This window comes from Cognataquiflexum aquatile (assembly GCF_003316845.1).
Classification (GTDB): Bacteria; Bacteroidota; Bacteroidia; order Cytophagales; family Cyclobacteriaceae; genus Cognataquiflexum; species Cognataquiflexum aquatile.
This window is the reverse complement of the sequence record NZ_QMIK01000002.1, coordinates 298,606-312,761: the sequence shown is the minus strand read 5'-3', so window position 1 is coordinate 312,761 and position 14,156 is coordinate 298,606. Positions and strand designations below refer to the sequence as shown.

Here is a 14,156-nt window from a genome sequence, read left to right as displayed (position 1 = left end):
CTAATTCTATCAACAAATCGTTTTGTTCAATTTTTCCATGCTTTTTAAATTATGCTTAAGGAAGTAAAATGGTCAGAAGATAGGTCTTACAGAACCAATTCAGAGAGCGAACCCATTCAATTTTACTTAGATGGATTGAGTAATAGCAACAGACTGGATTTACTTTTGGGGTATTTTAGTTCGGCAGCGATCAATGTTTTGGCTCTGGGCTTTGCCACTTTCCTTCACCGGGGAGGAACTTTGAGAATGGTTATTAACAATTTCCTATCTGAAAATGATAAAAATGCTGTTTTGACAGCCAATGATGACTCAGCTCCCTACAATAAATTAGACCTTTCAAATATTAAAGATATCAAGGATGGGCTTAGCGAATACAACAAACATTTTTTTGAATGCCTAGCTTGGTTAATTTCCAAAAAAAGAATCCAATTGGTAATCATTAAGCCCAAAATAGGCAAAGGAATATCTCATTTTAAATCTGGTGCTTTTTATGATAAGGACGATGCCGTAGGCTTCAAAGCATCATGCAATTTTACAGCATTTGGATTATTGGAAAATTTGGAAGAGCTAGATGCGTATTTGAGTTGGGAAAACAGCAGGTCAAGTAAGATGATATCTAGGCAAGGAAAAGTTTTCGAAAACTTCTTCAACCAAATCGATGATTCTGTCAATTATCTGGATGCTAAGGGCATAGAAACTGCAATTCATGATGAATTTGGTGGTAGGACAGAACAAGAGTTGTTGATAAAAGAAAAGGAATTACTTTCTAAGAAGGAAAGGTTAAACGACAATAAACAAGTAAAAAGAACTTTAGAAAAATTAATAGAACAAATTTATAGGATATCCAGAGAACCGCGATTTCCCTATCCATCAGGCCCAAGAGAATACCAGATTGAAGCGTATAACAATTGGGTTAAAAACGACTATCAAGGAATATTTGCTATGGCTACCGGGACTGGTAAGACAATTACTTCTCTGAACTGCCTTCTTGAAGAATCCAAAGGTAAAAATTACAATGCCATAATTTTAGTCCCGACCATTACTTTGGTCAATCAGTGGGAAGAAGAAGCCAAGAGTTTCAATTTCCAAGAAATTATAAAAGTATCGTCTAAAGAAAATTGGGAGGGCAGACTTGCGACCACTTTATCGACAGCGAAAAGGATTCCAAAATCATTTATTGTAATTACAACTTACGCTTCTTTTGTCAAGGACAAATTTTTTAAAAATCTCGCCAATTTTTCAAATGATACTATTCTCATTGCTGATGAAGCACACAACATTGGTTCAAAAAGCATCTTGGCAAGGTTATCACAAATCCCTTTCAATAAGCGAATTGGACTTTCTGCCACTCCAAAACGGATCTATGATTTAGAAGGCAGTATGTCCATGGAGCGATTTTTTAATGATTCCGAGCCATATACCTATACCTTTGGAATGGAGAGAGCAATCAATGAAGGCATCCTTTGCAAGTATTATTATCATCCTCACATTGTAGAATTAACAAGTGAAGAATTATTTGAATACATTGAAATCTCTAAAAAGCTTGCAAAATTTTTCAACAAGGGATCTGACTCCTTGGAAAAAAATGACATAGTTGAAAAGCTCCTATTAAAAAGGAAAAGGATAATTCATAAGGCAGAGAATAAGTTGTTCAAAACCATTTCGATTCTAAAAGGAAGGTTCGAAAAAGAAGGTAATCTGAATTACACTTTCATCTATGTTCCGGAAGGCTATACTCAGGAGGAATTAGAGGAGGAGGAATTGGAAGACGAAAGCATAAAAATCATAAATCAATATACCAGAGAAATAGGCAAAATAGATAAATCGATCTTTGTCAATCAGTTCACAAGCGGAATGCCTGACCGAGATAGTATTCTTGGTCAATTCAAAGAAGGCAAGATTCAAGTCATTGCCTCTATGAAATGCCTTGACGAAGGTGTCGATATTCCCAGAGCTGAACATGCTATTTTCTGCTCCTCTACAGGTAATCCCAGACAATTCATCCAAAGAAGAGGAAGAATTCTCCGAAGGCACCCGGATAAAACAGTGGCCACAATCCATGACTTGGTTGTAATCCCTCCGATTGAATCTTTCAATAAAAGTTCGGAAACATTTAATCTTGAAAAATCCCTAGTCGCTAAGGAACTTGAAAGGGTCATGTATTTTGCTTCTCTTTCCATCAATCCCCACGAAACAGAAGCTGTTTTCGAGGAGATATGCGAAAATTACGATTTGAACATCTACACCATTCACAATAATCTTCAGACACAATGAATAGCGAGGAAATTTTAAGAGCATTTCTCACCGATGATTTGATCATTGAGAAAGGACATTTGAAAAAAGAAGAAGCGGAAAATTATAAATGGTTCTCCCATTCCAACAACAAGCTAATCGAAGTGATCAAAATGGCTATTGAGGGAGAAACATCCTCAGAAAGTCCAAACGTGACTGAAAAGAAAATCAACAAACTTTTAAACCAGCAATAGATGCTACTGACAAGTATTGAACTGAATAATTTCATGTGCTATTCAGGCATGGATAACCGTTTTGATTTTACAGAAGGTATCAATGTGATAATTGGAGACAATGGATATGGAAAGTCAAAACTATACGATGGATTTTATTGGGTGATGTACGATAAATGTTTTGATACTTCAATAAAAACATTTAGCTATACTAGTAAACTAAAAAAAGCTATCATTTCCGACAAAGCTATATTTGACATAGAAGAGGGAAAAATCACCGCCTCAGTTATCCTAACTTTTCACAATCCTGAAAAGCGTGATGTGGTTATTCTCGAAAGAAGATATAGTATAAAAAAAGATGGAGACAAGATAATTGAAGATGAAAAGAGCGAAGAAATAGTTAGCAAAAAGGATTTAGAATTCATGAATGCAAGGATTGAAAAAGATCCTTATGAAATTGAAAGAATAAAAAGATACATCCTCCCGGACAATGTAAAACCTTATATGTGGTTTCAAGGCGAACAAGTTGAATCAATCATCGATTTCAACAAGTCGGAAACTCTAACAGATGCTATCAATGTCCTTTCCAACATTTCGAAATTTGACAATATCATTAAAATAGCTGATGAACTAGAAGCTTCCTCAGAAAAAGAGTACGACAAGAAACGAAGAGATCTAAGTAAGGATACAAATAAAAGTGAGCAGCTATCTATTGACAAGGAAAAACTTGAAAAGAAAATAAAAGAATTGGAAAAGGAAGAGATGCAATTAAGAGATTCATCATCTACCGCAGAAGAAAAAGCTGATTCCAAATTAAATAAATTGGAAGAAGCCCAAACTATTAGAAGACTTGATCAAAGGAGGAAGGACTTAGAAAAAAGGTTAGGCGAAGTACAAGCTGAATTTGATAAAGAACAAATCAATCTCCATAAAAAACTTTTTACTAATAGATGGGTATTGAAGGGAACCGAAGCGCTTTTCGGTGAATACAATCAAAAGTATGAAAAATACATTTCAAGCAAACTTCAAAAAAAAGCCCTTGCAAACGCAAAGTTTGAAGCAACAAATGAACTAAGGAAAAAACTTCAAACAAGGCTTCCACTTGACGTTCCTGAGCCAATTCACATCAATAGGATGCTTGAGGAGGAAAAATGCTTGGTCTGCGATCGTGAAGCTCCCAAGGGATCAGAGGCTTGGTTAAAAATCAAAGAATTGCTTTATACAACGGAGGATGACAACTCGAAGATTGAAGAAGAGGTAAAAACCAACTTTGATTTTGAAAGTGAATTTAAGAAGCTTTATCAAAATGGGCTTGGGCTTGGACATATCATCAAAAACATCGATAACGATATTCAGAATACCTTTTTGAGAAAAGAGGAAATTGAATCAAAAAGAAGAACCATACTTGAGGAATTCGAAAAAATTGAAAAAGAACTTAGGTCTCTTACGGCTCAATCTGCTATGACCTCAACGGAAGCATTTGATATTTTAAATGGGTACACTGTCCTAAATGAACAGGTTAAGAGATTTGCAACCCAAATTGCAAATCAAACACACCTTATCAATAACAAAAAGAAGGAGCTTGATCAGATTAACAAAGACCTTTCCTCTTTAGTAGTTGGAGAAATCCCGAAATACCTAGAAGAAAAAAGAACAGTACTTAATGAATTTTACCAAGTTGCCCACTCCACAAGAAAACGAGTATTTCAAAAACTGGTGAAAATGTTGGAGGAAGAAGCGAATAAGCATTATCAAAATATGATACAGCGGAATCTGTCCGCAAGAGGAATTATTAAACTCAAAGAATTAACTAATGGCAAGAATTACATGCCAGAATTGGTGGATGAAAATGGAAATGTCTTGCATCAGCTAAATACAGGCAATATCATCTTGATAAAGTTAGCCACAATTATGGCTATCATTTCGGCTAGAAAAGCATCTAGAGATACTGACCTATACACTTTGATAACGGATGCGCCAATGTCTGTATTTGGTGATGATTATACCCTCGGTTTCTGTAAGACAGTAAGCCAAGTTTACAAGCAGAGTATAATCATGAGCAAAGAGTTTTATCGAAATGAAACTCTTCGAAGAGAACTTTTGGAAAATGAGGAAATACGTTTGGGTAAAGTATATATGATCACTCCAACCATACCTGAGACAGACAGAACCAATAGGAAAAGCCTAGCCACCAACATTAAAGCCTTGAACTGAGATGGAATTTTTGAAAAGAATAAAAGATCGATCTCCAGAATACGATAAGAAGTACTACGAAATGATCTTAGAATTCACCATTGAACAAGGTGGAACTATGGGAACAAGTACAGAGGAAGAGAGGTGGAAACAGGGTAAGTACTTTTCAACCAGATATGAAATGTATATGTATGCAGCACTCTTGGGACTGAAAAAGGATTACAGACTTCCAATTGCCAAGGGAACGGAAAAACAGAAGTTCATTGAAATTCGATCTTGGCAACCTCAGGAAATAACAGAGTATATTATTATGGGAATCTTAGCAAAATCAAGCATCGATTTAAATGAACTTGAGGAAATGGAAGAAAGCGAAGTGGAATCCAAAATAACTGAGCTTCGCTCACTTCTTGAAGAATATGCTAATGGAGGCTTTGATTTGATCCGAGCTAAAAAGGAGGAGGATCCTAGGTTCTTTGTGGATAATGAGAATTGTTTTTTAGATATGTTGGATTTATGATTGGACCTTTGAAATTAAAAAATTGACGAAATCATCTACTTCTTTATGTTTGTCTGAAGAATTATATGGAATGATCTGAATATTGAAGTTCTTTCTCCAACTCTCTGCCTCTATTTTATTAATTTGATCATCTGCAATGAGGGCATAATGTAATGGTCCTCCTCCGTGAAAGGAGCTATGAATATAACTTAACAATAATTTTAATTCAGGATCATTCAAAGAGGTTCCTAAAAACAAAACTGTTTTAGTAGTAAATAATGTTTGCAAAATACTTTGATATCCTCTAGCCTGAAACAGGATTTGTCGATAATCTTTCTCAGTTAAAATTATCCCCTGCTGAGCTTTATTGGCGTCACCATGAGCTTTTAGGATAAATGGACGATTATTCCATAAATCATACGAAATATCCGGACTATCATTGAATGTATGAACCTTGGCCTGCTTACCGTGGATTTTAACGTATGCATTTTCTAGCAAAGTATCATAGTTTGTTGTAACGATAAATTGATACGGAAGTGCCATTATTGCCAAATGTGTCGAGGTCGGTGGTGGGCAATTGTCAGAATAATTTTCAATAATATATTTTCTAAAGGAATCTTGTAAAAAATCCTTAAGTTCCTGAGCTAACAATAAATATTTACTAGGATCCTTTAGAAGTTGTTCACAACTCTTTATGAAAAGTTCATCTGTCTTAAAACTCACTTCTTTACTAAGTTGAATTAGATCATTTAATAAACCTTCCCAACCAGGTAACCCGGCAGCTTGAGACAAACCTGCTCCTACGAAAAGTCCTGCTTTTTTCGAAGAAAAAGAATCAATTAGATCCTTTGGAATTCTTTCAACGTCTAATGACATATTTGTATTTATTTATCAAAAAAAACATGCTTGAACTCCTCATCAAAAACCGTATTTCTCTTTTTTAAATTTGCCTTCAAATTCCCGTCTTTAGAAAATGCTAAAATATAGTCATAAAGTCTTTTATCGAAATCAGTCGAAATTTCTTTTTCAATTAAACTCTTTGGATTTCCACGATATTCTTTTCTTTTATTTTCCAAGTATAAGAATCTGTTTTTAAATCTCTCAAAATCTACTTTTCGATGTTTATTTTGAAAAAGTAAAATAAATGAATCAACAAAAGCCCACTTATTTTTAAAAATACCTTTTGAATAACTATTAATCTTCTCCATTGCATCCAAAATCAGTGATAATTCTTTTACATATTGAGTTGCTTGATAAGGGGATATTTTAATATAAACATCCTGTAAAACTATCCCCTTCATATCAAGGTTGAAACCATTGACAAAGTAAGAAATAACATGGTCAATATAATCTTGATGTTTGTTTCTCAAGTTAGGAAAACCACATTCTTTAAAAAATCTATGATTATCTACAATAGATTCCACATACGAGCCGATTTGAGTGGAAAGCGCCCTTCGTAATTCTGCTTGATTTAAACCCATTCCCTTTTGTAATCGAGCAAAGAGATCACGAATTTCGTTTGATTTAGATTCAATTATAGTTGTTATAGTTAATTTATAACTTAAAAAAAAGATTTGTACTTTTTCAGGTAGCTCTGAAAATTTCAATCCATCAAGATTTTCATCTTCGAATTTTAGGTCTTTCCCAATTGAAAATTTATCCTCATAGAATTCCCAAATCGTTCTTAATCTCTGTTGACCATCACAGACTTCAAAATCAAAAAAAGAATTAAACGGAATCTTGTTTAAATAAAATTTAGGTAAGTCATACCCACGCATAATTGAATCAATTAAGAGTCTTTTTCGGTCTATTTTCCAAACTTGGGTTCTTTGGTATTGAGGCTTAGGATCAATTTTACTTTTCAAATTACAAACTTCCTCAATGGAAAAATCTTTGTTTTCAACCTTCATTCGATCAAATATTAAATAAAACAACTAGCACAACCTTCCCCTTCAGCCTCATCTAAAATATCCACGAGATAGGGAGATTTTTTATTTTTTGCGATTCTTTCAGTTCGCTTGAGATATTCTTCTTTGATTTGTTGGATTCTCTCGGGTTGAATAAGCTCCTGAAGAGTCTCCCCTTGCATCCATGTGTATCCATCCTTTTCGTATTCCATGGCTTTTGCAAAGCGCTCAGGATGCTGCTCATAAAGCCAAACCCACTCGATCTTTTGTTGGAAAAAACAAAAGAAACAACCGGATCGACTTCGGGCATAAGTGCCTTTTTGTTCATTTACTTCAAATTCTTTCTCCTTGTAGTATGCAGGTACACCAACCCCACTATCCTCTAAAAGTTTAAAGATATCTTCCCTAACAAGGATATCCGTATTATTAATTAAGGCAAATTGCTCTTCTTTGGCTAGAGGATAATCCGTGCTTTTCATAAAATCAAATACCAAGTCATTAAAAGCTTTGATATCCGTATCTAATAAAAGATTAAGCTTTTGAGGTTGCGTAAAACTTGGTGATATGGTTTGATCCAGCAATTCTAAAAAGCGTTGGTTTGGCTCTTGGTACTTCGAAAGATAATTTTGTACTACTGAATCCATATTTGGATTCGCTAGAAACTTCTTTACCACATCCTCGCTCCATATGTTTTTTCTGAAAGGAAAGATGCTTTGAATATTGGACTTCTTAGAAATATAACCCTCCCTCTCTTCATCACCCCTTATTCCTACATAAGATATTACAGGATCATCCCCCACAAACTTTTCAAACGGGTCAAGCTTGAGCTTTTTTGTACACCATCTTGCATTAGATGAGGGCAAAAACCCACCGTACATTTTGAGAAAGTGATCAAAGGGGTCTTCATTACTATTTTCTGTACCTGTTAACTTAATAATTTCTTTTCCAAGTAGGCCCTCTAAATTCCTGATTAATTGGTATGTCTCATCAAGTTCCTTCCCTGTATCACATGTGTAATATTCAATTTCCAAATTTGGATAATGGTTCTTCATGTAAATTGCAAGTGCTGCACTATCCTTCCCTCCTGAAATTCCCAAAAGATGTCTTACTTTTTTCATTGATCCATTAGTTTTTTGAGAAGGCTTGCCAAAGCATAAATATCAGTTCTTTTATCCCCAGACAGGGACTTTTCCAACTCTCCATGGATACCCTCTACTTCTTTAATTTTACTTTTAGGTAATCTAATCAAATTTTTACTTTTTTCATTCCCAAAAGAAGACATTTCTATTTCTATTACATCTTCTTTCTCTTCGTCAAAGCCTGAAACACCAATTCTATTTAAACTATCTAATTCCAGAATTACTTCTTTGAACTTCTCGTAAAGCCTTATTTCCTGATTATCATTGATATTCTCCAACGGCGCTCCTATTAATGATTGGGCAATTGAACTCAACCATAGATTCCTTTCGTCTAAGGGGGAGTCTATTCGCATCAAAAAAGTTTTTTGATAAGGTAGACACAAGTGCCTCTTGACTTTACCATACCTTAGTTGAAGTTTGGCTTTGTATTCCTCAAATTCTAATTTTTCTCCTAAAATCTCATCCTGAATAAATTCCTCCAGCCTATCATAAAGATTTTCAAGACTCTTTCTAATCTCTATGATAGCTGATTGAAGTTTTTCTATGTAGGCATTAAAACTTGCCTGTGAGTCTTGTAAACCCGATATGGAATACCCCAAAGCCATTGGAAAATCTTCAAAGAAAGTTTTTTCCGGCTCTTTTGAACTGGCAATTGCTAATCTTATCGCTAATGCTGGTTTGCTTAAGCGTTTTGTTTCCTTGGCAAAAGGTTTCAAATCCCTGTAGAAAACCAAGAAAGGTTTCACTGTTTCAATAAACGTGTCATTTGATGGCTTTTCAGAAACAGCTTGGTTTAGAAATACCCTGTAACTGTTGAAAAGGTCAAGTTTAACACCCTCCAAATCAAATGCTTTCATTTGGTATTCGGAGGGATACTTAATTACCAGTTCAAGTATTTCATCCGTCAAATATGGGATATAACCCGATTCTCCGAATAGCGCAAAATCATTTCTGTTTAGGTATAAAAAAGATGCCATCCAGAAATCTGTCACGCCTTGTTTTAATTTGAAAGGTCTTTTTGACAAAATCTGGCTGAGTTCAGAAATAGGTCTTTTGTTTTTTCTCGTAGATTCTAGAAATTCCAAAGACGCAATCCAAACATGAGTGAAGGTTGAGTTCTTTAATTTTTCTTTTCTTGCAAAAATATCTTCTGTGTATGGTTCCAGTCCATTTTCTTTCAAAAGTGTCAAGTAAATGGTTTTCTCGGGTGGAAATCTTGATTCTTCAAATCCAAGATCCGGTTGTTCCCAATTGTAATATAATGCTTTAAAAAAATTCTTTTTAGCGGTGTGGATTGTTGAAGATATCTTATGTCTGTTTACCAATTCGTTCTTAAACTGAGGTGTTTTGGAGTAAACCTCAAAGGAAATTGTCGACAAGAGTTTATTAAACTCTTTTTTGTTGACAACTTGATGCTTCTTACCATTAAACACCCAACTTATGTCTGGGTTGGCATTGTAAAGATTATTTATAACATAGTGATTCAATAATCTTTTTTGATGGTCAAGAATATTACTCAGCTCTTTAATTGCAACTTTATCACCAATATTTTCTTCAATAACTTTTCTCGTCTTTTCTATTTCAAAAAGTTGATTTTTTATGGAATCATAATTTTTAAAATATCCATATAGAATTGCTTCAGATTGATTGTTTGAATGTTCAAAAATATCTTTTTCTATCAATGAGTTATTGAAAATCAAATTGATAAACCCATCAGTTTCTCCTTCAGGGATATTTTTAGACGGATATTCCGAAATCAAAAATTCAAAAAGTCTCGGTGTTCCGGTTTTATAGGAGTACGATTTTGCCAGAAGAGGACTGAAATTGTACTCCTTCTGCAAAAGACCTACAACGTCAACTACATCACTGATTTTATTTTCTGCTAATGTCAATGCTTCTGTAATATCTAAGTCAGTCCCTTCAAACAAGGAAAACTTTGAATTATATGCCCTGAAAATGATGATTTTCTTCTTCTCCAGTTCTGTAATTACATCCTCAGGTTTTTTTATCCCCTGAAACGCACTCGCATAAGTTGTTAGAAATGACTTGTCCAATACAGAACCATAATTTGCAGTCAGATTTAGCAAGCCTATTACCTTAATTATCTTTGTAGCATCAGAATGATTTCCCAGCAATTGAAGTTCTACTGCTTCTATGGCATTTTTCAAAGAGACCCAGGCAGCAAAATCTGGATTATACCTAGAGTTCAAAAAAGAATAAAAGTTATTAATTAAATAATCATAGACCTCTCCTAGATGAAAGAATTGGGAAGAAGAATCGTTTTTTAACTTTGCTTCGGTTTCAAGAAATGTAAATAATGATCTTTCATTTTGACCATATTTTTGTAGTGTGAGGGTCAATACATTGGCAGAAATCAAGTCAAGTGGAAAAAGCTTTTGAGCTATTTCATTGGCATAAATTGGATTAATATTGAATGCCTTGGACTCTTCAAGAAGGACGAAGGCCTTTTTGATTTTCTTTTTTTCTTCATTAGAGATAATTTTATCTCCTTGTAAAGATTCCGCTGCTAAATAAAGCAATTGCTCAACAGGCTCATTGAAAGTAATTTCCTTAAATCTGCCTTTAACTTTTGTCCACTCTTGTCTTTGAGCACTTGTAAGACCGAAAGCATAAGCATCAATATTTTGATGTACAGCTGTAATTAAAATGGTATTGTTGACAGGATCATTAATGAATTCAGCTAGCTCTTGGAGAAAATAAAGCTCATTTTCAGGATTGTATTTTGCTGCATATTCCAAGAATTTACCAAACTCATCTATAAACACCACTAAGGCTATATTTTCCTTTTGAAGCTTGTAATAGTGATTATAGAATTCCGAAAGTATGTCTTCGGATTTCTCAGAATCTACATTTAGCCGGTTGGCTAGAGTGGTTGCAAAAGACCCATACTTTCCGACCAGTTTAAAAACCTCAACCTTTTGATTTTGAAAGAAACAGGTTTTAAAAACCTCTTTTTGCTTGAGCAAACTTTGTTCTAATGCCCATAGAAAGGTTGATTTTCCTGTACCATATGACCCAATTAAGTTGAACGTGTGGAGTCCATTTGAAAAGTTTTCTTCCAATTGTTTTACAACCCTTTTGGCATTTGGAGTTGGAATATAATTTAAGACTCTGTTTGAGTCCCTAAGAATATTGGTAGAAGGAGAAAATTTATTTGCCATAATATTGGTTTAACACTTCAAGAGGATGAGGTTTTCTTTTAAATTGCAATTCTTTGATTCCAGCTTGATCATTAAATATCAGATAATCAAATTTTTCAAACAATGCCTGGATTTTAGAATAAATACCGTGTTTATTCAATGCAAAAACATTTCCGATACTATTGAAACCTGATTCAAGTGTTCTAAAATTTACAGACAAATCAAATTCAATGTTTTCCAAAATCGCATAAAGAATTATTTCCTCAGGAATTTCATCTCTATCTCTATTCTCAATAATATAAAATTCCGTTTTATCAGACCGAAATGAGTCAACCAAATTTAATTCGTTTAAAAGTTCAGAAAGATTATCCTCTCTATCTTTTGACCTTTCTTCGTTCCTAATATACATCCTAGAGAACACGTTAAAATCAGTATTCAATGTGTTTTCATTTTGACTTTTAAAGTCCCTAGTGATGAATTGGATGAAATTTTGTTTAGAAAACTCTATCCGTTCTTTTCTCAAAAAATTAAATATAATTGAGAAGGTTGAGGCTAGTCCGGTTTTTACTAAATGATAGTGCAAAAGCCATAAAGTGGCATCATCTTCCAAATATGGATCGACACCCTTTTCATCATCAAAAATATAATGTGCTAATTCTGATAATTCATCATGGTTATGGATCATGCTAAAAGCTTTCATCCAATACCTTATAGCACCAACCATATTTTTCCCAACACCTAATATTACTACCGCATCATCATCATTAAATGATTTGCCAGAGAGCACATAATCGTATCCTTTTTTGAGCCAAAAATTCCTACAGGGAAAAGAGTCGTGACCGGAAAAAGTTGTTTTTGGAAAATATTCTAATATTTCACTCATAAAGACTTAAACTATATCTTTAAAATATTAATTTCAATTTGGATATAAAGTAACAAAAAAAAAGGGAAAGGTTTAACAGAAAAGTTTTTCTAGGAAATTCACTTTCATGAAATCCTTAATTGCTATTGTTTATGTAAAATTCCCTTTTGTCATGATTTTCTAAACTCAACAAGAGTTTGTAATGAGTCCAACTCAATTGCGTCCGCAGTGCGGACACAATTGGAAAAGTGATATAAATTGTCGAAAACAAATTAACTGTCTGTAATAAAACCCTGATCCGAATTGAGGTTCTAAAATCTCAGCTAATGATTTGATGCGTAAAACAACTTCTTTCCAAAAACCATTTTCTTATTCATCCAAATCAAAAATTGAGGCTTTGATAGTCAGATTCCAAGGGAAAAATCCGAAATTGATGTTTGCATTCATGGATATACGTTTCTTTGCCAGTAACCCTATATTCTTCTTCAGTCGGGACGGAAGACCGAAGTCGGAAGACCGATGTACCGGGCATTTAAGTCCGAAGCCAAGAATTTGAAAAGATTGCATACCTACTTGCATCATTGCGTACATACATATTTGCACTCTATCTAACCCAAAAGACCATGAAAGATTCCATCGTATTTTCGTTTTTACTCCTTTTAGCCATTTCCTGCACCCAACCCAAAAACACCATGAAACCAAACAGTTCGATAGAAATCCTGGATGAAGCAGCATTGGGTCTGATAGACCCTGAGGCAAAGTTGGAGGTAATTGCCGAGGGTTTTGAGTGGACAGAAGGGCCGCTTTGGCTCGAAAAGGAACAGAAGCTGTTGTTTTCGGATATTCCAAACAACTCGGTTTTTCAGATTGATGCAAAGGGTGAAACAAGCCTTTACCTCAAGCCTTCGGGCTATACCGGTGATGCTGCCCGTGGCGGGGAGACAGGTTCCAATGCCCTGATTTTGGATCCACAGGGGAATTTGGTACTCTGCCAACACGGAGACCGAAGGATGGCTAGAATGAATGCGCCTTTGGGTCAGCCCAAAGCAGATTTTGTCAGCATTGTGGATAACTATCAGGGAAAGCGCCTCAACAGCCCCAACGATGCCATCTATGACAAAGCAGGAAATTTGTATTTCACCGACCCGCCTTATGGCTTGGAATTCAATGTGGATGACCCGGCGAAGGAACTTTCATTTCAGGGTATTTATTGCCTCAAGACCGATGGCGAACTGCTACTGGTGGACTCCCTCTCCCGTCCCAATGGCATCACTTTTTCACCTGACCAAAGCAAGCTGATCGTCGCCAATTCCGATCCTGAACATGCCGTGTGGTACCAATATGACATTGTTTCTCCGGGTGTGGTGGAAAACAGGCAACTCTTCTTTGACAGCACAGATTTGGTCGGAAAGGAAGGGCAGCGGGGACTTCCTGACGGGATGAAAATGCATAGTTCGGGGTATTTGTTTGCGACAGGACCGGGAGGAATTTGGGTATTCAATCCGGATGGAAAGGTTGTGGCCCGCATCTATACCGGGGAAAGGACTTCTAATTGTGCTTTTTCGACGGATGAAAAGACATTGTATATCACGGCGGATTACTATGTGTTGAAGATGGGGTTGAAGTGATTCATTTCCCACAAAGACACTAAGGCACGGAGGGATTTATTTTCACGCAAAGACGCAGGGGCGCAAAAAAAAGAGCACTAATCGGTTTTTAAAAATGTGTCCCACAAAGGCACAAAAACACAAAGAAAAAGTAAAAGCATTAAGAAAGGGTCGTTGCGTTCTTAGCGAGACCTTTGCGATCATTGCGGTAAAAAATGTCCCGCGAAGGCGCGAAGACGCAAAGAAAAAATTTTACCTCAGAGGACACGGAGGGCTCGGAGAAAAATAATATTGATGTGTCCCACAAAGGCGCAAAGACACAAAGA

The 14,156-nt window shown here is 35.3% G+C and carries 11 protein-coding genes; 5 read left to right on the top strand and 6 right to left on the bottom strand.

What is annotated here, in order from left to right; translation table 11 throughout:
- Positions 1–51 precede the first annotated feature (51 nt).
- The 4 genes from DQW11_RS07800 to DQW11_RS07785 are packed head-to-tail and all read left to right on the top strand — an operon-like array spanning position 52 to position 5,175.
- The gene (locus tag DQW11_RS07800; protein ID WP_113923494.1) at positions 52–2,274 is read left to right on the top strand and encodes a DEAD/DEAH box helicase family protein; all 2,223 of its coding nucleotides are present in this window, start codon (positions 52–54) and stop codon (positions 2,272–2,274) included.
- Entirely contained in the window at positions 2,271–2,486 is a 216-nt protein-coding gene (locus DQW11_RS07795; RefSeq protein WP_113923493.1) for a hypothetical protein, read from the top strand. The genes DQW11_RS07800 and DQW11_RS07795 overlap by 4 nt, the downstream gene beginning before the upstream one ends.
- Complete coding sequence (locus tag DQW11_RS07790; protein WP_113923492.1) at positions 2,487–4,679, top strand: AAA family ATPase; 2,193 nt, start codon at positions 2,487–2,489, stop codon at positions 4,677–4,679. It abuts the gene before it with no gap.
- Between the two features lies 1 nt (position 4,680).
- Complete coding sequence (locus DQW11_RS07785) at positions 4,681–5,175, top strand: hypothetical protein (protein WP_113923491.1); 495 nt, start codon at positions 4,681–4,683, stop codon at positions 5,173–5,175.
- Here the strand turns inward: DQW11_RS07785 and DQW11_RS07780 are convergent.
- From DQW11_RS07780 to DQW11_RS22640, 6 genes are all read right to left on the bottom strand, one after another.
- Positions 5,170–6,030 carry an SIR2 family protein gene (locus DQW11_RS07780; protein WP_113923490.1) on the bottom strand — a complete coding sequence of 287 codons (861 nt, stop codon included), beginning with the start codon at positions 6,028–6,030 and terminating at the stop codon, positions 5,170–5,172. The genes DQW11_RS07785 and DQW11_RS07780 overlap by 6 nt on opposite strands.
- Positions 6,031–6,038: 8 nt before the next feature.
- Positions 6,039–7,064: a DUF262 domain-containing protein gene (locus DQW11_RS07775; protein ID WP_113923489.1), complete on the bottom strand. Its 1,026-nt coding sequence runs from the start codon at positions 7,062–7,064 to the stop codon at positions 6,039–6,041.
- 11 nt (positions 7,065–7,075) lie between these two features.
- On the bottom strand, positions 7,076–8,179 hold the full coding sequence (locus DQW11_RS07770; protein WP_113923488.1) for a phosphoadenosine phosphosulfate reductase family protein: 1,104 nt from the start codon (positions 8,177–8,179) through the stop codon (positions 7,076–7,078).
- Positions 8,176–11,382, bottom strand: coding sequence for a hypothetical protein (locus DQW11_RS07765; protein WP_113923487.1), 3,207 nt, complete (start codon positions 11,380–11,382; stop codon positions 8,176–8,178). Before DQW11_RS07765 ends, DQW11_RS07770 begins: the two co-directional genes overlap by 4 nt.
- Positions 11,372–12,244 carry a DUF4007 family protein gene (locus DQW11_RS07760; protein ID WP_113923486.1) on the bottom strand — a complete coding sequence of 291 codons (873 nt, stop codon included), beginning with the start codon at positions 12,242–12,244 and terminating at the stop codon, positions 11,372–11,374. The genes DQW11_RS07765 and DQW11_RS07760 overlap by 11 nt, the downstream gene beginning before the upstream one ends.
- A gap of 115 nt (positions 12,245–12,359) precedes the next feature.
- Positions 12,360–12,461, bottom strand: a complete 102-nt coding sequence (locus tag DQW11_RS22640; RefSeq protein WP_394337141.1) for a DUF1016 N-terminal domain-containing protein — start codon at positions 12,459–12,461, stop codon at positions 12,360–12,362.
- Positions 12,462–12,846: 385 nt separating this feature from the next.
- Here DQW11_RS22640 and DQW11_RS07745 point away from each other — a divergent pair, with 385 nt between their 5' ends.
- On the top strand, positions 12,847–13,851 hold the full coding sequence (locus DQW11_RS07745) for an SMP-30/gluconolactonase/LRE family protein (protein ID WP_113923484.1): 1,005 nt from the start codon (positions 12,847–12,849) through the stop codon (positions 13,849–13,851).
- The last annotated feature ends 305 nt before the right edge of the window (positions 13,852–14,156 follow it).

Coding starts and splice junctions, on each gene's coding strand:
- DQW11_RS07745 (WP_113923484.1), top strand. CDS start 12,847: ATGAAAGATTCCATCGTATTTTCGTTTTTACTCCTTTTAGCCATTTCC.
- DQW11_RS07765 (WP_113923487.1), bottom strand. CDS start 11,382: ATGGCAAATAAATTTTCTCCTTCTACCAATATTCTTAGGGACTCAAAC.
- DQW11_RS07790 (WP_113923492.1), top strand. CDS start 2,487: ATGCTACTGACAAGTATTGAACTGAATAATTTCATGTGCTATTCAGGC.
- DQW11_RS07770 (WP_113923488.1), bottom strand. CDS start 8,179: ATGAAAAAAGTAAGACATCTTTTGGGAATTTCAGGAGGGAAGGATAGT.
- DQW11_RS07795 (WP_113923493.1), top strand. CDS start 2,271: ATGAATAGCGAGGAAATTTTAAGAGCATTTCTCACCGATGATTTGATC.
- DQW11_RS07800 (WP_113923494.1), top strand. CDS start 52: ATGCTTAAGGAAGTAAAATGGTCAGAAGATAGGTCTTACAGAACCAAT.
- DQW11_RS07775 (WP_113923489.1), bottom strand. CDS start 7,064: ATGAAGGTTGAAAACAAAGATTTTTCCATTGAGGAAGTTTGTAATTTG.
- DQW11_RS07760 (WP_113923486.1), bottom strand. CDS start 12,244: ATGAGTGAAATATTAGAATATTTTCCAAAAACAACTTTTTCCGGTCAC.
- DQW11_RS07780 (WP_113923490.1), bottom strand. CDS start 6,030: ATGTCATTAGACGTTGAAAGAATTCCAAAGGATCTAATTGATTCTTTT.
- DQW11_RS07785 (WP_113923491.1), top strand. CDS start 4,681: ATGGAATTTTTGAAAAGAATAAAAGATCGATCTCCAGAATACGATAAG.